22 protein-coding genes, 1 tRNA gene and 1 riboswitch are annotated in these 21,322 nt (G+C 63.2%); of the genes, 6 read left to right on the forward strand and 17 right to left on the reverse strand.

Annotated features, from left to right (window positions below; all coding sequences use genetic code 11):
• Positions 1-109: 109 nt before the first annotated feature.
• A tRNA-Gly gene (locus tag GM909_RS16260) sits at positions 110-184 on the reverse strand.
• Between the two features lie 201 nt (positions 185-385).
• Here GM909_RS16260 and GM909_RS16265 point away from each other — a divergent pair.
• The gene (locus GM909_RS16265; RefSeq protein WP_157017700.1) at positions 386-1,171 is read left to right on the forward strand and encodes an ion transporter; all 786 of its coding nucleotides are present in this window, start codon (positions 386-388) and stop codon (positions 1,169-1,171) included.
• Between the two features lie 94 nt (positions 1,172-1,265).
• Here the strand turns inward: GM909_RS16265 and GM909_RS16270 are convergent, their stop codons facing one another.
• Entirely contained in the window at positions 1,266-2,351 is a 1,086-nt protein-coding gene (locus GM909_RS16270) for a 2'-deoxycytidine 5'-triphosphate deaminase (RefSeq protein ID WP_157017702.1), read from the reverse strand.
• 77 nt (positions 2,352-2,428) lie between these two features.
• A riboswitch (SAM riboswitch) is annotated at positions 2,429-2,506 on the forward strand.
• 44 nt (positions 2,507-2,550) lie between these two features.
• Between GM909_RS16270 and GM909_RS16275 the strand changes: the two genes are divergently transcribed.
• Complete coding sequence (locus GM909_RS16275; RefSeq protein ID WP_157017704.1) at positions 2,551-3,741, forward strand: O-succinylhomoserine sulfhydrylase; 1,191 nt, start codon at positions 2,551-2,553, stop codon at positions 3,739-3,741.
• Positions 3,742-3,948: 207 nt separating this feature from the next.
• Here GM909_RS16275 and GM909_RS16280 read toward each other — a convergent pair whose 3' ends face one another.
• Positions 3,949-4,494: a RidA family protein gene (locus GM909_RS16280; RefSeq protein ID WP_157017706.1), complete on the reverse strand. Its 546-nt coding sequence runs from the start codon at positions 4,492-4,494 to the stop codon at positions 3,949-3,951.
• 68 nt (positions 4,495-4,562) lie between these two features.
• The gene (locus GM909_RS16285) at positions 4,563-5,168 is read right to left on the reverse strand and encodes a CDP-alcohol phosphatidyltransferase family protein (RefSeq protein ID WP_157017708.1); all 606 of its coding nucleotides are present in this window, start codon (positions 5,166-5,168) and stop codon (positions 4,563-4,565) included.
• 131 nt (positions 5,169-5,299) lie between these two features.
• Between GM909_RS16285 and apaG the strand changes: the two genes are divergently transcribed.
• A complete protein-coding gene (gene apaG / locus GM909_RS16290) occupies positions 5,300-5,692 on the forward strand; it encodes a Co2+/Mg2+ efflux protein ApaG (RefSeq protein ID WP_157017710.1) in 393 nt (130 codons plus the stop codon).
• A 3-nt stretch (positions 5,693-5,695) separates the two neighbouring features.
• Here the strand turns inward: apaG and GM909_RS16295 are convergent, their stop codons facing one another.
• The 3 genes from GM909_RS16295 to GM909_RS16305 are packed head-to-tail and all read right to left on the reverse strand — an operon-like array spanning position 5,696 to position 8,830.
• Positions 5,696-6,688 (reverse strand): Hsp33 family molecular chaperone, encoded by a 993-nt coding sequence (locus tag GM909_RS16295; RefSeq protein ID WP_157017712.1) that lies wholly within the window; start codon positions 6,686-6,688, stop codon positions 5,696-5,698.
• Between the two features lie 4 nt (positions 6,689-6,692).
• A complete protein-coding gene (gene argF / locus GM909_RS16300; RefSeq protein ID WP_157017714.1) occupies positions 6,693-7,613 on the reverse strand; it encodes an ornithine carbamoyltransferase in 921 nt (306 codons plus the stop codon).
• A gap of 20 nt (positions 7,614-7,633) precedes the next feature.
• Complete coding sequence (locus GM909_RS16305) at positions 7,634-8,830, reverse strand: aspartate aminotransferase family protein (RefSeq protein ID WP_157017716.1); 1,197 nt, start codon at positions 8,828-8,830, stop codon at positions 7,634-7,636.
• 422 nt (positions 8,831-9,252) lie between these two features.
• Here GM909_RS16305 and GM909_RS16310 point away from each other — a divergent pair, with 422 nt between their 5' ends.
• Positions 9,253-9,768, forward strand: a complete 516-nt coding sequence (locus GM909_RS16310; RefSeq protein ID WP_157017718.1) for a GcrA family cell cycle regulator — start codon at positions 9,253-9,255, stop codon at positions 9,766-9,768.
• A gap of 197 nt (positions 9,769-9,965) precedes the next feature.
• On the opposite strand, the gene phoU is transcribed toward GM909_RS16310, so the two are convergent.
• Positions 9,966-10,703: a phosphate signaling complex protein PhoU gene (gene phoU / locus GM909_RS16315; protein ID WP_157017720.1), complete on the reverse strand. Its 738-nt coding sequence runs from the start codon at positions 10,701-10,703 to the stop codon at positions 9,966-9,968.
• A 126-nt stretch (positions 10,704-10,829) separates the two neighbouring features.
• Complete coding sequence (locus GM909_RS16320; protein WP_157017722.1) at positions 10,830-11,972, reverse strand: ATP-binding protein; 1,143 nt, start codon at positions 11,970-11,972, stop codon at positions 10,830-10,832.
• Between the two features lie 105 nt (positions 11,973-12,077).
• Between GM909_RS16320 and ppk2 the strand changes: the two genes are divergently transcribed.
• Positions 12,078-12,977, forward strand: a complete 900-nt coding sequence (gene ppk2 / locus GM909_RS16325; protein ID WP_157017724.1) for a polyphosphate kinase 2 — start codon at positions 12,078-12,080, stop codon at positions 12,975-12,977.
• Here ppk2 and GM909_RS16330 read toward each other — a convergent pair.
• The 6 genes from GM909_RS16330 to GM909_RS16355 all read right to left on the reverse strand — a co-directional run bounded on the left by GM909_RS16330 (position 12,974) and on the right by GM909_RS16355 (position 18,875).
• Complete coding sequence (locus GM909_RS16330; protein WP_157017726.1) at positions 12,974-14,953, reverse strand: glycosyltransferase; 1,980 nt, start codon at positions 14,951-14,953, stop codon at positions 12,974-12,976. The genes ppk2 and GM909_RS16330 overlap by 4 nt on opposite strands.
• Positions 14,954-14,971: 18 nt before the next feature.
• Positions 14,972-15,625: an acyl-homoserine-lactone synthase gene (locus GM909_RS16335; protein WP_157017728.1), complete on the reverse strand. Its 654-nt coding sequence runs from the start codon at positions 15,623-15,625 to the stop codon at positions 14,972-14,974.
• Positions 15,626-15,707: 82 nt separating this feature from the next.
• The gene (locus GM909_RS16340; protein WP_235911942.1) at positions 15,708-16,379 is read right to left on the reverse strand and encodes a helix-turn-helix transcriptional regulator; all 672 of its coding nucleotides are present in this window, start codon (positions 16,377-16,379) and stop codon (positions 15,708-15,710) included.
• A gap of 238 nt (positions 16,380-16,617) precedes the next feature.
• Positions 16,618-17,352, reverse strand: a complete 735-nt coding sequence (locus tag GM909_RS16345; protein WP_235911943.1) for an enoyl-CoA hydratase-related protein — start codon at positions 17,350-17,352, stop codon at positions 16,618-16,620.
• An 82-nt stretch (positions 17,353-17,434) separates the two neighbouring features.
• Positions 17,435-18,073 carry an acyl-homoserine-lactone synthase gene (locus tag GM909_RS16350; RefSeq protein ID WP_157017734.1) on the reverse strand — a complete coding sequence of 213 codons (639 nt, stop codon included), beginning with the start codon at positions 18,071-18,073 and terminating at the stop codon, positions 17,435-17,437.
• A 70-nt stretch (positions 18,074-18,143) separates the two neighbouring features.
• Positions 18,144-18,875 (reverse strand): helix-turn-helix transcriptional regulator, encoded by a 732-nt coding sequence (locus GM909_RS16355; protein WP_157017736.1) that lies wholly within the window; start codon positions 18,873-18,875, stop codon positions 18,144-18,146.
• Between the two features lie 185 nt (positions 18,876-19,060).
• Between GM909_RS16355 and GM909_RS16360 the strand changes: the two genes are divergently transcribed.
• A complete protein-coding gene (locus tag GM909_RS16360) occupies positions 19,061-19,909 on the forward strand; it encodes a transporter substrate-binding domain-containing protein (protein WP_157017738.1) in 849 nt (282 codons plus the stop codon).
• Here the strand turns inward: GM909_RS16360 and GM909_RS16365 are convergent.
• Together GM909_RS16365 and GM909_RS16370 are read right to left on the reverse strand one after the other, a co-directional pair.
• Positions 19,885-20,721 carry a sterol desaturase family protein gene (locus GM909_RS16365; protein ID WP_157017740.1) on the reverse strand — a complete coding sequence of 279 codons (837 nt, stop codon included), beginning with the start codon at positions 20,719-20,721 and terminating at the stop codon, positions 19,885-19,887. The genes GM909_RS16360 and GM909_RS16365 overlap by 25 nt on opposite strands.
• Positions 20,722-20,780: 59 nt before the next feature.
• Positions 20,781-21,206, reverse strand: coding sequence for a tellurite resistance TerB family protein (locus GM909_RS16370; RefSeq protein ID WP_157017742.1), 426 nt, complete (start codon positions 21,204-21,206; stop codon positions 20,781-20,783).
• Positions 21,207-21,322 lie beyond the last annotated feature (116 nt).

The raw sequence follows: 21,322 nt of genomic DNA on the forward strand, positions 1-21,322 counted from the left end.
CATCGCAAGGATCACGTAAAGACACGCCAGAAAACGCCCATCAAAGAAATGCCGGCAAAATTGGCGGCTTCTTCAGCAACCTGCTAAACCAGCATTTTCGGTAAGGTATTGGAGCGGGCGATGGGGATCGAACCCACGACATCAAGCTTGGGAAGCTTGCGTTCTACCACTGAACTACACCCGCGTCGCCGACATTAATCGGCGACGCCGCCTCGTCCGTCAAGAGGCCACTCAAGAGGATTGACGCGCAAGACAATTCGAGACGGCCGACAGACACGCGATCCTTCCCTCTCCTGATGGGGCGGATCGTTCGCCATGCCTTGACGCTGCCACCGCGATGAAGCAGTGCTTCGCCCATCCCGTTCCAACTGGAGCCTGGCTTTCCGTGTCAACGCTGCAACGTCTCGTCGAATCGCGCCGCTTCGAACTGTTCATCACCGTGCTGATCATGATCAACGCCGTCACGCTCGGGCTGGAAACCTCGAGCACCGCGATGGCCAAGTTCGGCTCGATCCTGATCGTCTTCGACAGGCTGATCCTCGCCGTCTTCGTGGCCGAGCTCCTGGCCAAATTCGCCGTTTACCGGCTGCGCTTCTTTCACGATCCGTGGCGCATCTTCGACCTTCTCGTGGTCGGCTTCGCGCTGGTGCCGGCGACCGGCAATCTCTCGGTGCTGCGTGCTCTGCGCATCCTGCGCGTGCTGCGGCTGGTCTCGACCGTGCCGTCGCTGCGCCGCGTCGTCGGCGGCCTCGTCGCGGCCCTGCCGGGCATGGGCTCGATCGTGCTGCTGCTCGGTCTCGTCTTCTACGTCTTTTCCGTCATGGCGACCAAGCTCTATGGCGCAACCTTTCCCGAGTGGTTCGGCAGCATCGGAGCCTCGGCCTATTCGCTGTTCCAGATCATGACGCTCGAAAGCTGGTCGATGGGCATCGTGCGGCCCGTGATGGAGGTCCACCCCTGGGCCTGGCTGTTCTTCGTTCCCTTCATCGTCACCACGTCGTTCGCCGTGCTGAACCTGTTCATCGGCATCATCGTGTCGGCGATGCAGGAAGAGCACGACGCCACGGCCTCGGCCGAACGCACGGCGCTGCATGACGAGCAGGAAACGATCCTCATCGAGATCAGGGCGCTGCGCGAGGAAATCCGGACGCTACGTGCCGAGAACGGGTAGAAAATCCAGGAGAAGTTGAAGCCGCTTCCGTTCGAAATTGCGTGAAATCAAAGAGTTGGATCAGCGAAACGATTCCGTGAACGGGTGAGCCGATCTAACGGAAGTGCTTCGACAGCTTCAGCCCCTGCGCCTGGTAGTTCGAGCGCAGATCGGCGCCATAGAGTGCCTTCGGGCGGGACAGCATGTGCTCGTAGACCAGCCGGCCGACGGTCTGGCCGTGTTCGAGGATGAACGGAACCTCGTGACTGCGCACCTCCAGGACCGCGCGGCTTCCCGTGCCGCCGGCCGCAGAATGGCCGAAACCGGGATCGAAAAAGCCCGCATAATGCACGCGGAACTCGCCCACCAGCGGGTCGAAGGGCGTCATCTCGGCGGCATAGTCCGGCGGCACGTGCACCGCCTCGCGCGAGACCAGGATATAGAACTCGTCGGGATCGAGAATGAGCGCGCGGTCTTCATGCGCCCCGAGAGGCTCCCAGAATTCCATGACGTCGTGCGCGCCGCGCTTGTCGACGTCGATGAGCGAGGTGTGGTGCTTGCCGCGATAACCCACCAGCCCGTCCGCATTGCCGGCAAGGTCGATCGACAGCGCGATGCCGCCGCCCGTGACATTGGGCTGTTCGGCAGCCACCAGCGTGTCCGTCTCGTGCAGCGCCAGAAGGCTTGCCTCATCGAGCATGGCACTGCCCTTCCGGAAGCGGATTTGCGACAGGCGGGAGCCCGTGCGCGCAACGATCGGGAATGTGCGCGGGCTGACTTCCAGATAGAGCGGCCCCGAATAGCCGGCGGCGATCTTGTCGAATTCCGCCCCGTGATCGGTCATGACGCGGGTGAAGATGTCGAGCCGGCCCGTCGAGCTCTTCGGATTGGCCGCCGCCGCGATGGCGTCCGGCAGGTCGAGCTGCTCCAGCAGCGGCACGATATATACGCACCCCGTTTCCAGGACCGCACCGGCGGTAAGATCGATCTCGTGCAGCTTGAGCCGTTCCAGCTTGTCTGCCACCTTGTGCTGCGGGCCGGGCAGAAAGCTGGCGCGCACACGGTAGGCGCGCTCGCCCAGCCGCAGATCGAGGCTCGCCGGCTGGATCTGATCGTCGTCGAGCGCGCGCGGCGCGGACAGCGAACCGCCCCCGAAAAGCTGGGCGATCTCGTGATCGGGCAGAATTCCTGACTGGCGCACTGTTCGGCGGCTCCTGAATTTTCGAGAGGTTTACCTCCGCCGGCGATTGACGCAAGAGCCGTTCGGGGCTAATGCAGCCTTTATCCCGTGGTGATTTGGCCGGCCGGCTTGCAGCCACGTTAAACAAGTCGCTAAAGGGCCGATTTTGCAAGCCGGCACGCGACGACGCGGCCGGTTTTTTGTGTTTGAGGCAAGGGTCATGACAAACGAGACAAAACGCAATTGGAAGCCCCAGACGGCGCTGGTTCATTCGGGGACGCTGCGCTCCGGCTTCGGCGAGACTTCCGAGGCGATTTATATGACCCAGGGCTTCGTCTATGAGACGGCGGAAGCCGCCGAGGCCCGCTTCAAGGGCGACGAGCCCGGCTTCATCTATTCGCGCTACGCCAACCCGACCGTCGACATGTTCGAAAAGCGCATGTGCGAACTGGAAGGCGCGCAAGATGCCCGGGCAACGGCGTCGGGCATGGCCGCCGTTTCGGCCGCGCTCCTGTGTTCGGTGAAGGCGGGAGATCATGTCGTTGCCGCGCGCGCCCTGTTCGGCTCCTGCCGCTGGGTGGTGGAGACGCTGATGCCGAAATACGGCATCGAAACGACGCTCGTCGACGGCACCGACATCGAGGCCTGGCAGAACGCCGTCAGGCCGAACACCAAACTCTTCTTCCTGGAAAGCCCGACCAACCCGACGCTCGAGGTCATCGACATCGCCGCGGTCGCCAAGATCGCCAATGCGATCGGCGCACGGCTGGTGGTCGACAATGTCTTCGCCACGCCGCTGCAGCAAAAGCCGCTCGAACTCGGGGCCCATGTCGTCGTCTATTCGGCCACCAAGCACATCGACGGCCAGGGCCGCTGCCTCGGCGGCGTCGTTCTGTCCGACAAGCAGTGGATCGACGAGCACCTGCACGACTATTTCCGCCACACCGGCCCGTCCCTCTCGCCCTTCAACGCCTGGACACTGCTGAAGGGCCTGGAGACGCTGCCGTTGCGCGTGCGCCAGCAAACCGAGACGGCCGGCCGCGTGGCCGAGCATCTCGCCTCCCGCCCGGCGGTTGTCCGCGTCATCTATCCCGGACGCAAGGACCACCCGCAGGCCGACATCATCGCGCGCCAGATGAAGGGCGGCTCGACCCTGATCTGCCTCGACCTCAAGGACAAGCGCGCCGCCTTCGACTTCCAGAATGCGCTGGAGATCATCAGGATTTCCAACAATCTGGGCGACTCGAAATCGCTGGTGACGCATCCGGCCACCACCACGCACAAGAACCTGACCGACGAGGCGCGCGCCGAGCTGGGCATCAATCCGGGCACGGTGCGCCTGTCGATCGGGCTCGAAGATGCCGACGACCTGATCGAGGACATCGACCGGGCACTCGGCAAGGCGGCCTGAACGCCACACCCCTCCACCGCCATCCCGGAAGCCCGCAGGGCTATCCGGGACCTAGAGATATGCGCGCCAGATCAATAAGTTGAAGCATGTACCTTCGCTCAATGGGTCCCGGCTCGCGCGGCTTCGCCGCTTGGCCGGGATGACGCGTGTTGCGCGGGTTGCTGCGCCACCTCCTCGGAGGGGCTGTCCGGCACCCTCGCCGACGCTTCAGCGATGCCAGGGCAGTTTCAGGCGCTCGAGTACATCGGCCGCCGCCAGATCTTGCGCCATTGGACCGGTTTCGCCTTCGTTCACCGCCTCTTCGGACGGGCTCGTGGCGGCGGCGTCAGCCGTTCCCGCCTCGACTACAGGCTTGTTTTCGTCCGAAACTCCGACGATGGCGTCCGCCTCCACCTCGACCAGCCAGCCCGTATCGATAAAGCCGGCCACCTGGACGAAAGTGCAGGCGGGTCGGATCTCGCCGAAATATTCGCCATGCGCCCAGGCCGCCTCGCGCCAGGCCGAAATGTCGGTCAGCATGATGCGGGTCCTGACGACGTCTTCGAGACGACCGCCGGCGTCTGCGATCGCCTTTTCGACGATCTCCAGGCAGCGCACCGTCTGTCCGTAGACATCGCCGCTGGCGGCGGTCTCGCCGTCCTCGCCGATCGGCGCCGTGCCGGCAACCGCGATATGCGGGCCCGCGCGCACAGCGCGTGAAAACCCGATCAGCGGTTCGAGATGAGAGCCGGAACTCACAATGGCGTATGTCATCCGATCCTCCTCCTGCCTTGCGCCAGGTGCGACGGCCACGTCCCGAAACCCGTGACCCGGCAAACCGCTCAGCCGAACGTGCCCACCGCCAGCACAATGCGCGACACGGCCGTATAAATGCAAATTGCGGCAAAGACATAAGCGATCGGCGCGAACCAGGCCGGCACGAGGCAAAAGGCGGCGAAGACGGCGATCGTCTCGGTCGCCTCGGCCAATCCGGTGGTGAAGAAGAGCGATTTCGCTCCCCTGCTGCTGCTCGAAAGGCCGCGCTTTTCGGCCAAGATGGCAAAGGCGAGAAAACTCGCCCCGTTGGCGTAGAAGGAAAACAAGAGCACCGCCGCCGCCAGGGCATTCGATGCCGGATCGGCGACCGCGAAGCCGAGCGGCACGGCGCCGTAGACGACGAAATCGAGCACGATGTCGAGATAGCCGCCAATGTCCGTGCGCCCCTTGATGGCGGCGACGGCGCCGTCGAGACCGTCGCCGAGGCGGCTCAGGAGGATGAGCGCGAGGCCCCACCATTCGTGGCCGAGCGCAATGGCGCCGGCCGCCGCAAGACCGCCGGCGCAGGCGGCCAGTGTGATGGCGTTGGGCGTGACCCCGGCCGCGGCGAGATGCCGGGCGATGCGCTGCAGGGCCGGGTCGAGCCGGCGGCGCGCCCAGCCGTCAAGCACAACGCGTCTCCCGGCCTGCTGACGCGACCGCCCACCCCGACCAGGCGGAAGCCGAAGCGCCATATCGGCGGTTGACCCGCACCGCAGTGTCGGCAAAGATTTGTCTCATTGTGAGTCCCGGAGCTTGTGTCATGTATCGGGCCATTACACGCAACATCGAGGTCAGCGTCGAGCCGTTTTATCTGGCCGACCGATCGGAGCCGGAGGACGGCCACTATGTGTGGGCCTACCGCGTGACGATCGCCAATCGTTCGGACGAGTTCGTGCAATTGATAAGCCGCTACTGGCATATCACGGACGCGTCGGGGCGCGTGGAGGAAGTGCGCGGGGCCGGCGTTGTCGGAGAGCAGCCGGAGCTCAACCCCGGCGACAGTTTCCAGTACACGTCCGGATGCCCGCTGCCCACGCCGTCCGGCATCATGGAAGGCCGCTACACGATGCGCGACGGCGGCGGCACGTTGTTCGAAGTCGAAATCCCGGCCTTTTCGCTGGACCTGCCCGACGCAGGCCGCATCGTCAATTGACCCCTACTCGCCCTTATGGCCGAATTCGGCCGGGTCGAACCGGTAATGCTTCGAACAGAATTCGCAACTGACGTTGATCGAGCCGTCCTCGACGCTTTCGGCGATTTCCTCGTCTGTGAAACCTTCCAGAATGGTGCGGATCTTGTCGCGCGAACACGAACAATCGTCCTGGACGGCGGTGCCTGCAAAAACCCGCACGCCATGCTCATGGAACAGCCGGTAGAGCAGCCGTTCGGCGCCGATCGTCGGATCGAGAAGCTCGTCGACCTCGATCGTCGACATGAGGGCCAGCACCTCGGTCCATGAATCGTCGACATTGCCGCGGTCGGTCTCGCCGTCGTCGCCATCGCCGCCGTGGAGGTCTGGCATGCGCAGCCGCTCCGGCGCGTCGGGGAGAAACTGCGCCAGCATGCCGCCGGCGCGCCAGTGTGGGCGCCGGCCGCCCTCGCCCGCCACCATCTGGCGCGCAACGGCCAACCGCACCTCGGTCGGAATCTGCTCCGACTGGCGGAAATAGACCCGCGCGATCTCCTCGAGCGACGAGCCGTCGAGCTGCACGACGCCCTGATAGCGCTGCATGTGCGATCCCTGGTCGATGGTGAGCGCCAGAACGCCCTTGCCCAGCAGCTCCTCGGGCGAAGTGCGCCCCTCGGCCTCGGCATCGGCAAGCTTCTGCTCGTCGAACCGTGCATAGGCGCGGATGGAGCCGGGTGTGGCGAAATCGGCCACCAGCATGTCGACCGGTCCGTCCGATTGCGTCTGGACGATGAACTTGCCGTCGAACTTGAGTGACGAGCCGAGCAGCGATGTGAGCACGATGATCTCGGCCAGAAGGCACGACACGGGCTCGGGATAGTCGTGCCGGTCCAGGATGTCGTCCAGCATCGGGCCGAGCTGGACGATGCGGCCGCGCACGTCCAGCGGCTCGACCTGGAACGGCACGACATGGTCGTCGCCGGCCGGCTGCAATTCGCCTATGAGCTGTGGTTCGTTCACTCAGTCACTCTCCGGACAAACACCAGGCGAGCACCGCCTTTTGCGCATGAAGGCGGTTCTCGGCCTCATCGAACACGACGGACTGCGGACCGTCGATCACGCCGTCCGTCACCTCCTCGCCGCGGTGGGCGGGCAGGCAGTGCATGAAAAGGGCGTCGGGCTTTGCATGCGCCATCAGCTTTTCGTTGACCTGGTAAGGCACGAAGACGTTGTGGCCGCGCGCGCGATGCTCCTGGCCCATCGACACCCATGTGTCGGTGATGACGCAATCGGCGTCGCGCACCGCGTCCTCGGCGGAGCCGCAGAACGAGATCCGCGCGCCTTCGCCGCGCGCCCAGTCGACATATTTCTCGCCCGGCTCGCTGCCCTCGGGAACCGCGACATTGAGACTGAAGTCGAAGCGGGCGGCCGCCTCGACGAGCGAATGCAGCACATTGTTGCCGTCGCCCGTCCAGGCGAAGAGCTTGCCCTTGACGCTGCCGCGATGCTCCTCATAGGTCAGCACATCGGCCATGATCTGGCAGGGATGGGTGTCGTCGGTCAGGCCGTTGATTACGGGCACCGTGGCGTTCTCCGACAGCTCCAGCAACCGCTCATGCGAGGTCGTGCGGATCATGATGATGTCGACATAGCGCGACAGGACCTTGGCCGTGTCTGCGATCGTCTCGCTGCGCCCGAGCTGCATTTCGGTGCCCGTCAGCATGATCGTCTCGCCGCCGAGCTGGCGCATGCCGACATCGAAGGAAACACGGGTGCGCGTCGACGGCTTGTCGAAGATCATCGCCAGCACCTTGCCGTCGAAGGGTTTTGAGCGGGCGCCGGATTTCAGTTCCGACTTTCGTGCGCGCGCATCATCGAGGATCGCCCGAAGATCAGCCGCCGGCACGGTTGAAAGATCGGTGAAATGGCGCAGGCCAGCCTTCATCAAAGTCCCTCCACGGGTAATCATCCTTGCTCCAGTTCGGCCGTGGCGGCCAGGTGCGCCGCGGCCTGCCGGATACGCTCGAGACCGTCGCGGATCTCCTCGTCCGACACCGTCAGCGGAGGCAGCAGCCGGACGACATTGTCGCCGCCGGGCGCCGTCAGGAGCTTGCTCTCGCGCAACGCCAGATTGACCTTCGCATTGGGCATCCTGCATTTGAGCCCGAGCATCAGCCCTGTGCCGCGGAACTCCTCGAAGACCTGCGGAAACTCATCGACGATCTGAGCAAGACCCTGCTTGAAGAGCAGCGACTTGCGGCTTACCTCGTCGAGAAAGCCGTCCTCCAGGATCACGTCGAGCACGGCATTGCCGACCGCCATGGCAAGCGGGTTGCCGCCGAAGGTCGTGCCGTGCACGCCGGCCGTCATGCCGCTCGCCGCCTCGGCGGTAGCGAGACAGGCCGACATGGGAAAGCCGCCGCCGATGCCTTTTGCGACCGCCATGATGTCCGGCGCAATACCGGCCCATTCATAGGCGAACAGCTTGCCCGTGCGCCCGACGCCGCATTGGACCTCGTCGAATATCAGGAGCAGGCCATGCTCGTCGCACAGCGCGCGAATGGCGCGCAGCGTCTCCTTCGAAACGGTGCGGATCCCGCCTTCGCCCTGCAGCGGCTCGATGAGGATCGCCGCCGTCTCGGGTCCGATCGCGCCCTTCAAGGCTTCCATGTCGGCGAATGGCACCTGATCGAAGCCTTCGACCTTGGGCCCGAACCCTTCCAGATATTTCGGCTGGCCGCCGGCCGCAATGGTCGCCAGGGTACGGCCGTGGAACGCGCCCTCGAAGGTGACGATGCGATAGCGCTCGGGATGGCCACCGACATACTGGTAGCGCCGCGCAGTCTTGATCGCGCATTCCAGTGCCTCGGCGCCCGAATTGGCGAAAAAGACCTTGTCGGCGAATGTGTTGGTCGCCAGTCGCTCGCCGAGCCGGTCCTGATCCGGGATGTTGTAGAGATTGGAGATGTGCCAGAGCTTGCCGGCCTGCTCGGTGAGCGCGGCCACGAGATGCGGATGGCCGTGGCCGAGCGAGTTGACGGCGATCCCGGCGGCGAAATCGAGATAGCGCTCCCCCTCGGCAGTCACCAGCCAGCTTCCGTCACCGCGCTCGAATTCGAGCGGGGCGCGAGCGAAGGTTTCATATAGCGCCGATGCGGTCATGCGCGTGCTCCACATACTCCAATTGATGAACCGGCGGGGAAGCTGCCCGATCGAAGAAAATGGGCGGGCCCGCCAAATCAAAAAGCCGCCCACCGGGCGGCCTGTTGCCCAGCATATTGGGTCTTTCCCGCAGGAAGTCAATGCAAACGGGTCTCGCAGCATCCGGTACCTGGAACCGACATGATGTCCAATATGACCCTCGCTCGGCAGCGCGGCCCGTCAAGTTGGGGAAAACCGAAAAAACGGAATCCGCAGGCCGGCCCGACTCTTGTCAGGGAGTCAGCCCTTGGAGTAGGTTCATCGGCAGCAAAGAACTAGATTTCGTGCGGCGGACCCATTCACATGTATAGATGTGGTGTCCTCCCGGCAATGCTGGGGTGGGTACGGATTCCGATTCCGCGCAATGACCAGGAGCAAAGTCGATGAACTGGACGGACGAGCGGGTCGAACTTTTGCGGAAACTTTGGTCGGAGGGTCTGAGTGCCAGCCAGATCGCCGCACAACTCGGCGGCGTCAGCAGGAATGCGGTCATCGGCAAGGTCCACAGGCTCAAGCTCTCGAGCCGCGGACGCGCAACGCCCACCCAGACGCGTCAGAAAAGGGCTCCGAAACCGTCCGGCACGCAAAAGAGCGCCTCGCGCGCCAGCAGCGCTCCCGCACGGACGGCGCCGCAGACAATCGGTGCGACGGCACTGAAGATGGATTACGACGTCGAGACGGATGCCATTGCCCAGCGCCGGCCGGCAGCCGACGTGGTGCCCATTGCGCGTCGGCTCAAGCTGGTCGACCTCAACGAGCGCACCTGCAAGTGGCCGATCGGCGACCCGCTGGACGAGGATTTCCACTTCTGCGGTCATGACTCGGGCGATTCCAGCCCCTATTGCCAGTATCATGCACGGCTGGCCTTCCAGCCGGCGGATCGTCGGCGCAACCGGTGAAAGAACGGGAATGGGGGAGTAAGGGAATAAGGCAGTAAGGCACATCCGACGATCCACGACGGATCGCCACACCACTGGCTATTCCCTCTGGACAAAATAACCAGCGACGATCACGCCAACTTCATTCTCCGGCATGGCTGAAAGGCGCAGAACGTCCATATCTCCCTACCGCCTTACTCCCCTAATCCCTCACGCCCCTATTCCCTCAACTGCACTTCCTCTGTTCCCTTGATCACCACCTTGTGGCTCTTGTCGTCCTTGGGCCTGTCGGGGGGCATCAGCTCGCCGGTCACGATATGGTAGACCGTTTCGGCAACGTTGGTCGCATGATCGCCGATGCGCTCGATGTTCTTGGCGCAGAACAACAGATGGGTGCAGGCGGCGATGTTGCGCGGATCCTCCATCATGTAGGTCAGCAGCTCGCGAAACAGCGAGGTGTACATGGCGTCGATGTCGTCGTCGCGGTCGCGCACGAAGCCGATGCGGTCGACCGAGCGGGCCGCATAGGCATCGAGCACTTCCTTGAGCTGGGTCAAAGCGAGGTTGGCGAGCGCCTCCAGTCCACGGAACAGCCGAATGGGCTGGCGCGTCTCGGTGACGGCGACGACGCGCTTGGCGATGTTCTTGCCGAGATCGCCGACGCGCTCGAGGTCGGACGAGATGCGGATCGCCCCGATGATCTCGCGCAGGTCTTCCGCCATGGGCTGGCGCCGCGCGATCATGATGACCGCCTTCTCGTCGATCTCACGCTGCCCCTCGTCGAGCACGAGATCGTCCTTGATGACCTTTTGCGCCAAGCCGCCATCGGAGGTGACGAGCGCCTGCACAGCCTGTTCGACCATTCGCTCGGCATGACCGCCCATCGTCGCGATCCGGTTGCCCAGGAACTGCAACTCCTGATCGAATGCGTTCATGATGTGATGGGTCGTCGTCATGCTCGTCTATCCCAATCCGGTGCCGCCGGCCAAATTGCGCGCGATTGCGGGCAAGCACGCATGGCAGCATCATAGTCGAGCCGCATGACCGAAAAAAGAACGGTTGGGCGCTGACTATCCATATCTTCAGGCAAGCGGCAGGTGAACGGTGAAGGTCGCACCCTCACCGAGCTTCGACTTGATCGACAGGCGCGCATTGTTGCGCGTCAGTATATGCTTGACGATCGCCAATCCAAGGCCGGTGCCCTTGTGCGACCGGCTGGTTTCGACATCGACGCGGTAGAAGCGCTCGGTGATCCGGGGGATGTGCTCTTCCGCGATGCCGGGGCCGAAATCGCGGATGGCCACCCGCACTTCCCCGGCCGGAGCGCCCTTGTCGACCTCCATGCGGACGACGACCCGGCCGCCCGACTGCCCGTATTTGCAGGCATTCTCGAGCAGGTTCTCGAACACCTGTATGAGTTCATCGCGATTGCCGCGTATCTCGACCGGCTCGCCGGGGATGTCCTTTTCGATCGCGACCTCCATCTCGGAGGCCAGATGACCCAGGGCATCGATCACCCCATTGACCAGGCGGCCAAGCTCGATCGGTTCCGAAGGAGCGATATAGGGTTTCATCTCCAGCCGCGACAGCGAAAGCAGGTCGTCGATGAGGCGCGCCATGCGGGCCGTCTGCGCCTCCATGATCTGCAGAAAGCGATCGCGCGCCTCGGGATCCTGGCTTGCGGGACCGCGGATCGTGTCGATGAAGCCGGCGATGGAGGCCAGCGGCGTGCGCAGTTCGTGGCTGGCATTGGCGATGAAATCGGCGCGCATGCGGTCGATCCGGCGCACCTCGCTCTGATCCTTGAAGACCAGGACGATCAGTCCCGTTCCTTCACCCACGGGCTTTCCGACAACCCTGAACCAGCGCTCGATGGGAACGCGCTCGACATATTCCACCACATGCGGCCCCGGCTCTTCGGCCATCAGACGGCCGATCATCTCCTGCATTTCCGGAGAACGGAAGCGCATCTGCAACAGCGTGCCCGGCCTGAGCGTGCCGAAGGCCGCACGAGCCGCATGATTGAGCAGCAGCAACGCCCCGGTGCGATCCGCAAGAAGCAGCGGATCGGGAACCGCCTCGGCCAGATGCAGGGCGGTCAGTTGTTCCGGACCCTCCCTTTGCTCGGATCCGGCGACGGCGGCCCTGCGCTGGCGCCCGGTCAGTCTCGACATGGCGCCGTCCAGCCATCGCCTGATTTTCGCGTCGTTCGACGGTTCGTTCATCACTTCCCTCGGCTCCGCGCCCTCTGCGTATTCACTGCTGGCTCATGCTGGACGCATGCCCGCCGGCCAAATAGCATGTCCGCCATATCCGGAGGTAACTGCGCCATGGCCAAAATTCATAAACTTGAGGATCTCGACCTGGCAAAGCCAGTGCAGGTCGTACTCAACGGCAAGAAACGTCTGCTCGACATCGACGATCCCAAACTGCCGGACTGGGTCGAAGACGAAGCCATGCGCTCCGGCGGATATCCTTATGACAAGAAGCTCGAGCGGAAGGAATACGAAGACGCACTCGAAAAGCTGCAGATCGAACTCGTCAAGGTCCAGTACTGGCTGCAAAAGACCGGCAAGCGCGTGATGGCCGTCTTCGAGGGCCGCGACGCAGCGGGCAAGGGCGGGACGATCTTCGTCGTCCGGCAATATATGAACCCGCGCGTTGCGCGCAATGTCGCGCTGCCGAAGCCGACCGATACCGAACGCGGCCAATGGTACTATCAGCGCTACGTCGCGCATTTCCCGACCGCCGGCGAGTTCGTGACCTTCGACCGATCCTGGTACAACCGCGGCGTGGTGGAACCGGTGATGGGATTTTGCACCGCGGCCGAGACCGAGAAATTCTTTGACGAGACTCCGGCATTCGAGAAGATGATCGTCGACGAGGGCATTCATTTCTACAAGTTCTGGCTCAATATCGGGCAGGAAATGCAGCTCAAGCGTTTTCACGACCGCCGGCACGAGCCGTTGAAAATCTGGAAATTTTCGCCGATCGACATCGACGGCATGGCGAAATGGGATGACTACACGCGAATGCGTGACACTATGTTGAAACGCACGCACACCGAGCATGCGCCCTGGATCGTACTGAAATCCAACGACAAGCGGCGGGCCCGGCTGGAGGCGATCCGCCAGATCCTCCTGCCGCTGCCCTATGACGGGCGCGACGACGACGTGATCGGCAAACCCGATCCGCAAATCGTCCTCAAGCCCGACGAGATCACGGATTAAGCGGCAGGGATTAGTCGGGGGGCCGGCCGCCGGGCCGCCGAGGGAGCGCGTGACGGAGAGCGGCGGTAGCGTCTGTGCGGGGTCTTTTCCCAGCGAAACGGGTCGCGGACGATCTGCCACAGGGCGCGCCAGGAGGCCAGCGACATCAAGAGCCAGTAGGGCGGCGTGAGGACGATCGCACGCCAGAACGAGGCGCGCTCGGCCCGATGCAGGCTGCGCCAGCCGAGAAAGAGGAAGGAAGCATAGCCAAGAACCACATTGGCGATATCCACCCCGAGAAGCGCAAGCTTGACGATGCTCAGTTCCGCGGTGCCGACCAGGCTGGCGCCGATCCAGGCGGCGGAGACAAGCAGGAAGGGATGGGACAGGGCGGAAAGGATCATACCGGCAAACAGGATCTGCACGATCAGGAAGGATCGCGGCCCGATATCCCGCATCAGGGCGGCAGGATCGCGCATGTGGACGAGCCAGGTCTGCATCCAGCCCTTGAACCAGCGCGAGCGTTGCCGGATCCAGACTCCGGCCGGCTCGGGCGCATCCTCGAGCGTCGGCGGTTCGATCGTCTCGCAGCGATAGCCCAAGCGGGCGAAACGGACACCGAGATCCGCATCCTCGGTCACGTTGTAGGGGTCCCATCCGCCGCATTCGATCAGCCGATCGCGACGAAAATGATTGGATGTCCCGCCGAGCGGCAGGACGAGGCTGCGTTCTGCCAGCCAGGGCAGAAGACCGCGAAACAAGGCGGCATATTCGAGCCGGAACATGAACGGCAGCGCGCCGTAGGCGTGGTTGGCGATCGCGAGCGGCGCCTGCAGGCAGGCGACTTCGTCCCCGGCCCCTTGGAACCGCCGCCAGGCTTTGACGAGTTGCAAGGGGTGCGGCCGGTCCTCCGCGTCGTACAGCGCCACATAGCGCCCCTTGACCAGCGGCAGTGCGTAAGCCAGCGCCTTCGGCTTGGTGCGCGGAAGCGAAGCCGGCACCTTGACCACCTCGACCCAGGGCCGCAACTGCATCCGCCCCAACGCGGCAAGCGTTCCGTGATCGTCTTCTTCGCAGACCAGCTTGATCTCGATCTTGCTGCGCGGCCAGACGAGCTTGCCGAGCGCCGCCATGAGATCGGGCAGCACGTCGGCCTCGTCATGCAGGGCGACCATCACGGAATAGACGGGCACGTCCTCGGCGCCGTCCATATCCGGCGCCGGGGCCCGGGGAGCAAAGGGCAGGCTTCTGGCGACCCTGAGCCTGAGGGTGACGCAGAAAAGGAAGGCGAGCGAACAGCAAAGGTGCAACAAAAGGACGGTGGAAATCGGAGCAAGCAGCAGGCCGACAGGAAGGGACACCACCAGAACGCCTATCAGGAATCCCTGCCACGAGTTGGTGACCGTGCGCGCCGACAGGTCGGGCCGCGCCGCGAACAGGCCTTCGCGCGCATTCCCGAGCAATTTATCCCGCGCGCGATCCAGGAGAGCCTGGCGCAGCCGTGTTGGCGTGATGATGCGCAGCCGGGTCGCGAACTCCGGAAATCTGCGCATGAAACCGCGCATCGTCGGCAGGTCGAGAGCTTTTGGGGCGATGAGCAACGGCATGCCGCCGGTTCGACTGTGCAGGAAGGCGAGATGGCCTGTTGCGGGACCGCGAAGTGCGGCAATGGTGTCTTCCGGCCGCAATATGATGTCGTGTGCACCGATATCATCGACGAATTCGAGTCCGAGATCGTCGGCCAGTGCGCGGTAGTGCGCGCGCTCCGATGTGAAGCCGCAGGCAAGCAACTCGGATTGGAACGACGTGTTGTTGACGCGGGCGCGGCGCGCCAGTTGGCGCGCAATTCTCAGCGGTATGCGCAGCCGATCAAGAATCCCTTCCCACGCCGCGACAAGGCGATCATCCTCGGCGTCCCCGCCGGACGGACGCCTTCGCCCATTGGCAGGCAAATGCAGGTCGTCGCGCACTGTGCCTTGTACCGTCCTGTCCGCCATTGCTCCGCTGCCCGGCCCTCAACGCCTGCCAAGCGAGCATGCGGTACCGAGAAACCGGCGCTGAACGCCGCGGCGGACCAGCAGCGATCGGTCGATGCCAAGCACGCGGCGTGCGTTGGCGAGCGCAGCGTCGTCGACGTCGATGTAGGCGACAATGCACCATTCCCCATTGACCTCGCGGGAAAGCCCCATTGGCCTGACCCGCCAGTTCAGCATCTTGTGTTGCGACAGGAAGTAGGTTTCCTGGATGCCGCCGACGGCGGACAACCCTTCGTCGAGGGCATATTCCATGACGGCGCAGCACAATTGGGTCAGCGTGCCCCGCCGCGTCATGCCGCGCTGCGCGGTGGCGACGAATGTGCGTGTCCACTCGGCCCAATCGGCACGCCGCGGAACGCCACGCGCCTCGCAGAAATGGGGGAACACTTCCGACACCAGATGCGGTTCGCTGGTTGGGATCAGCCGGCAGGAGGTGACGACCTGCCCCTCCTCGATGCCCAGAATATAAGTAGCCGAATCCGTATCGAACTGGTCCACCTCCCGCCCGTCCGGGCTCTCGGGCAGCCATCGCTTCTGCTTGACGAAATAGTCATGCCGGCGACGAAGAAATTCCTCGAACTCGGCCTCGTACAGATGCCGGTTGCCCGGCTGGACGACATGTCCTTCGATCATACCCAAGCGCCTCCCAAAATGGCGCGCAGAGGATACAAACACGACCCTGGATGTCAGCTATCCGATCGAATAGTTCCGGGCCTCAAGGCAGGATGGCCCGGCAGCGTATGGCCTCCACGACCGCCTGGACGGTGGTCGCCACGCCGAATTTTTCCCTGATGCGCCGGGAATGCCACTTGACCGTGACTTCGGCGATGCCGAGGATTTCCCCGATCTCCCACGCAGACTTGCCCTCGGCCAGCCAGAGCAGGATATCGCGCTCCCGGTCCGAGAGTTCGACGCGCTCTTTGCGCCCGTCCGAAAAGGTCAATGCTTCGACGGCCCCGCCCGCAAATGTAGCAATGGTGACGATTTGAGCCTTCTGCCGGGCCGAGAGCGTGCAGTCCTTCCACGGCGATGCAAAAGAGACCACCGATTGCCAATATCTGAAACTGACGAAGGGCACGGCAAAGCCGCTGACGATCCCGAATTCGGCGGCTTCGCCGCTGACCCGGATGGACTCCCGCGTGCCGGAATATAATTGCGGTATATCCTTCCAGTGAAAAGGCGCGTGGGACACCGCCGAATAGGCGCACACCGAGTCGACGCTGGCATAGTCGCGCTCCAGATATCGCCGATACCAGTCTTCAGGCCAGCCGTTGAGTTCGACAAGCTGATCGAGCTTCTGCCCCCGCACGGGCACGCCGGACAGAATGAGATGATAGAATCCGAGCTGGCTGACGACATGCAACAAATCGTCCAGCAGCGGCTTCACCTCTCGACGCGAAGCACACCGTTGAATGAAATCAAACATTTCGGAATCATGCATGACCGCCCGAGACCCCAATCTCGCCAGTCGTATTATAGCAAACTAATTTATCGGAGACAATTCATCGTTGCAATAAGGCTCAGGCAGCCCGCCTTGCGCGCAGCCGATCCCCCAACTGTGCCTGGACGCCGTATGATGGACCGGCCCGCCGCGGGCGGGCCGGTCCGAGCCGCATTCGCTTCGCTCAGGCGGCCATGCGCGATATCCTCCTCAACCGGCGGATCGTCGTTTCGTCCTGCAAGGCCTTGTGAAACAGCGATATCTCGCGGTCAATGCGCTGACACAGCTGCGCCGTATCGCCCTTGAGCAGACTGCGCGTCATGGCCAGCGCCTGGACCGGCTTCCGCGCCAGTTGCCTTGCCGCATTCCACGCCGCCTCGTCGGGGTTGTCGTCGAACAGATCCGACACCAGCCCGAGCGCATGTGCCGCTTCACCGTCGAGTTGCTCGCCCATGCAGAAGAACCGGAAGGCCTCCGCATAGCCAAGCTTCTCTGGCGCCAGAATGCTGGTGGCCGCGTCCGGAACGAGCCCGAAATCGACGAAGGGAACACGGAAGGTGCTCTGCCTGGCGGCGAAGACCAGGTCGCAGTGAAACAGCACCGTGCAGCCGACCCCGACGGCATCCCCGTCAACACAGCCGATGATCGGCTTCGGGAATGTTGCCAGAGCGCGGAACAGGTCGGTCACCGCTCCGATGAGCGGCAGATGCTTGGCGTCGTCGACGAACTCGGAAAGATCCCCGCCCAGGCAAAAGCAGCCCGACAGCCCCCGCAGAAGCACCACTCTGACGTCGTCGTCGTCGGCCGCTGCCTGCAGCGACGCGGCGAGGCGTCCGTAGGCCCTGTGATCAAGAATGGGGCGTCCGTCCACCCCCGACAGAGTCAAACCGAGAACATGTTGCCTCGGTACGTTGTCCATTACGATCTCCATAATCTTTCTCCCAGCTGGGCCGCCCCGGCTCCATGGCCTGCGACCCAAGAAAACGTTGAAAGTTCGTAATTCAGGAAGCCTGTCGACACGCCAGAAGGTCCCATCCGCCCTGCGTGATCACCGGCGCATGATGGTTGCGACGGTTGCGAACCACTTCCAGCGTCTGCTCGTTGAATGTCAGCAATGTCGCCACGACCTGCTGACGGCCATAGGTTCGCTGGTAGCCGAGCGGCCGAGCCAGGAAGCTGAGTTGCAGAGCCCGGAGCACCCACATCGGCTCGAACTCGATGATCACCTGGTCGACACCGCTTGAAAGGCCCCATTCGACGAAGCCGGCGATCAGCTCGCTGCCGACCGTGGACACGCCGCGCCGGCCATCGCGATAGGCCGGCGCCACGGCATAGCGCGTGAGCTCCCAGACGTTCTTTCCCCTGGGCGATTCACCTTCGCACAGATCACAAAGCACATCCGTCAGCAGATGCGGCCGCGTGGTGGGCAACATGCGCTGGTAGCCTGCCAGCCGTCCGTTGCGCATGCACAGATGGTGCACCGCCTCCTCGTGGTCGAACTGGTCGGTCTCGAAACCCTCCGAGGTTCGCAGATCCTCCCAGCCCATCTCGTCAACGAAGATGTCGTGGCGCAACCTGTGCACGGCATCCTTGAGTTCGGGAAGTTCGTTCAATTCTGTTGTGGAAAGTGCGTAGATCATCCTTCTCTCCTTTGGTTTTGGAGAGATGGTTGCGTAGCACGATGGGCGAAAATATTACGTGATCACGTAGTCACGATATGTAGCCAAGCCGAATCGCCTCGGCGACCGCATGAACGCGGTTGACAGCGCCGAGCTTGCGTTTGGCATTCAGCAAATGTTTCTCGGACGTATGTTCGGAGATGGCCAGTATTCGCGATATCTCCCACTCCGACTTGCCCTCCGCGGCCCATTTCAGACATTCGATCTCGCGCGGAGTGAGATCGGGCCGCTGATCGAAGATGGCCTCGCTGTGGTAGAGTTGCATGGCCCGGCCGATGGCATAGGTCGACACCAACGACACCATGCCCTGCCCTTCCGGTGAAATGTCCACATCCTCGCCGCCCAGCGACACCATCACCATGGTGCCCTCCAGCGTGATGAGCGGGAAGGCGAAGCCGTCCTTCAAGTGAAACTGGCCGGCATCGCCCAGAACCTCACGACCGCCCGGGCCGATCTGCAGCTTCTGCGCCGCGTCGCGCCATTGCACCAGGGTCGGGGACTGACGCATGTAAAGGACCACCGGATCGCGGTCGACGTAGTTCTTCTCGACATAGCGCTCCAGCCATTGCGAGGGCCAATCGCACAGCAGAACATGGCTTTTTTGCCGGGTGCGCGGGGTTCCGGCGCGTGGAACCGTGCCAGCCATCAGGGCAGTCAGGCCGAAATTGCCCGTCACGCCAACGAGCAATTTGCACACGGCCTGCGGAGAATCGGCATGGTCAAGATTGTCGATAAACTGCAATGTTTCGTCGAACTGACGCATTCCACACCCCTTTCGGCCAAGATAGCCGAAGGGATCATTATAGCAACCGTGTGTCGCCCTACTCCATTAACTGCTGGTTGTATGTGTAATTGGCCGTTCGCACGGCGCAGCGAGCACCGCCGATTGACCTGCGGGATCACTTGCTCAACAAATAGCGGCACGGCTATGACGAGGCGGCTGCAACAATGGGTAGAAGCTCCAGAACGATTCGCCTTTCGGCGGTGTTCCTTCTCGCCTTCCTGGCCGGACGGGCCTCGGCCGAGGAACCGGCGATCCCCAATCTGTGGGATGCGCATGAACGCCTCGCCCAGCCCGATCTTTCCGGCCGAACCCGCCTGCGTTTCCTGACGACGATCGATTTCCCGCCTTTCAACTACCTGACCACGGAAGGTCGGCTGGCAGGATTCAACGTCGATCTCGCCCGTGCCATCTGCATGGAGCTTGACCTGTCCGGGACCTGCCAGATCCAGGCCTTGCCGTGGGACGAGATCGAGCAGGCGCTCTCGGAGGGACAGGGCGATGCCGTGATCGCGGGCGTCGCGATGACGCCGCAATCGCGTTCGAAATATGCCTTCTCCCGACCCTACCTGATTTTCCCCGGCCGTTTCGTCACCGCCGACGGGCTGCCTGGAGCCGGGCCGCTCTACGCACGATTGCGGGGAAAACGCATCGGGGTCATGGCCGGCTCGGCGCATGAGCGTGCCTTGCGCGAACTTTTCGGCAGCCTGCGTGTCGTCACCTACAGCAAGCGCCAATGGATGTTCGAAGACCTTCGCGACGGCAACACGGATGCCGTGTTCGGTGACGGCATGCAGCTTTCCTTCTGGCTCGCCGGCTCGGCATCGCAGGGATGCTGCCGTTTCGCCGGCGGACCCTATCTGTTGCCCGACTATTTCGGTCCGGGCATGGCGATCGCGGTTCGGCCCGACGACATCGAACTGACGGCCGCGTTCAATCACGCGCTGCGTGAAATCGACGAGGACGGCACCTTCGCCGAACTCTATCTGCGCTATTTCCCGCTCAGCTTCTTTTGAGGCGCCACGCCGGGGCGCAAGGGGCGAAACGGCAGCATCAGAATCCAACTCAACCGGGACGGGTCGCCGCCGCGATATTCCTTCAGGCCGATCTCCATGCCTTCATGCCCGAGCTGCGGCTGGGCGTTGTAGGTGCGAAAGATGCGATCCCAGAAGGGAAAGTTGAAGCCGTAGTTGGAATCCGTCTCCCGACGAATAGTCGAATGGTGAACCCGGTGCATGTCGGGCGTCACGAGGACCAGGCGCAACAAACGGTCGAACCCGAGCGGAAGCCTGACATTGGAATGGTTGAACATCGAGGTCGCGTTGAGCACGATCTCGAAGACGAGGACGGCCAGGAACGGCGCGCCTAGCGCGATGACGACGGCAGCCTTCCAGACCATCGACAACACGATCTCGAATGGATGAAACCTGAGGCCGGTCGTGACGTCGAAACCGATATCGGCGTGGTGCATGCGGTGGATGCGCCACAACAGCGGGATCTTGTGGCTGGCGACATGCTCCAGCCAGACGGCGAAATCGAGCAGGACGAAGGATATGATGCCCGCGACCAGGGGCGCCACGCCGAGCGCCGGAAACAGGCCCCAGCCGCGCCCTTCGGCCCAAAGTGCCGCCCCCACCGCGGCGGCCGGAAAGACGATGCGCACGACAAGCGACGACAAAAGCACGACGGAGAGATTGGCCGCCCACCGCCTGGCCTTCAATGCACCGTGCATTTCGTCGCGTTCGAGCCGTGGCGACCACAGCTCGAAGGCGGCCATCGCGGCAAAGACGGCCAGAAACGCCAGAAGTCTTATGACCGGTTCGGACATATGGGTTCACGCTCATATTCCGCCTGGGCGCTCAGCGCCACAAGCGGCCAATGGAGCGATCATACCATTGTGCGGTGCCGTATGATCGCCGCCCGTTCGATCGCCGCGGCCGTCAGCGTATCGACGCCCAGATGTCCGCGCAGAAGCTGCAGGATACGTTGCTCCTCCGGCCTGACGCTCAGATCCGCAGCCGCAATCTCCACGGCTATGGCATAGGCCGTGTCGCGCAGCCTGGGGGGAATGAGGTCGACGATTGATGACAGCAGATCGCCCAGCGCACCGTCTTGCTGCATCAATTGCTGGCTCTTCTTGGCAACATCGAGCAGAGAATCCGGGTCGAAGCCGGAAAACACCGGCATGGTGCGCACCACATCGCCCATCTTGGCCAATTCGCGGTCCGTCATGTCGCTGTCGGAAGCAGACACGGTCACCATGAGGTGGATCATCGCCTCCTGGGTCTTGGCAGCCTGCGGGTCACTCGTCATTCGCACACCTGTCCAGTGAATCGCTGCAGGGTAAGAAGCGCCGTGCCTGCCTGCAAGGAAAAATGCTGCTGCCGATTGACGCTTGCGGCGCCGCGCCCTAGAGCAGGGCAACATCT

Origin of the sequence: Mesorhizobium xinjiangense, assembly GCF_009749525.1 — a bacterium.
In the GTDB taxonomy this organism is placed as follows: Bacteria; Pseudomonadota; Alphaproteobacteria; order Rhizobiales; family Rhizobiaceae; genus Mangrovimarina; species Mangrovimarina xinjiangensis.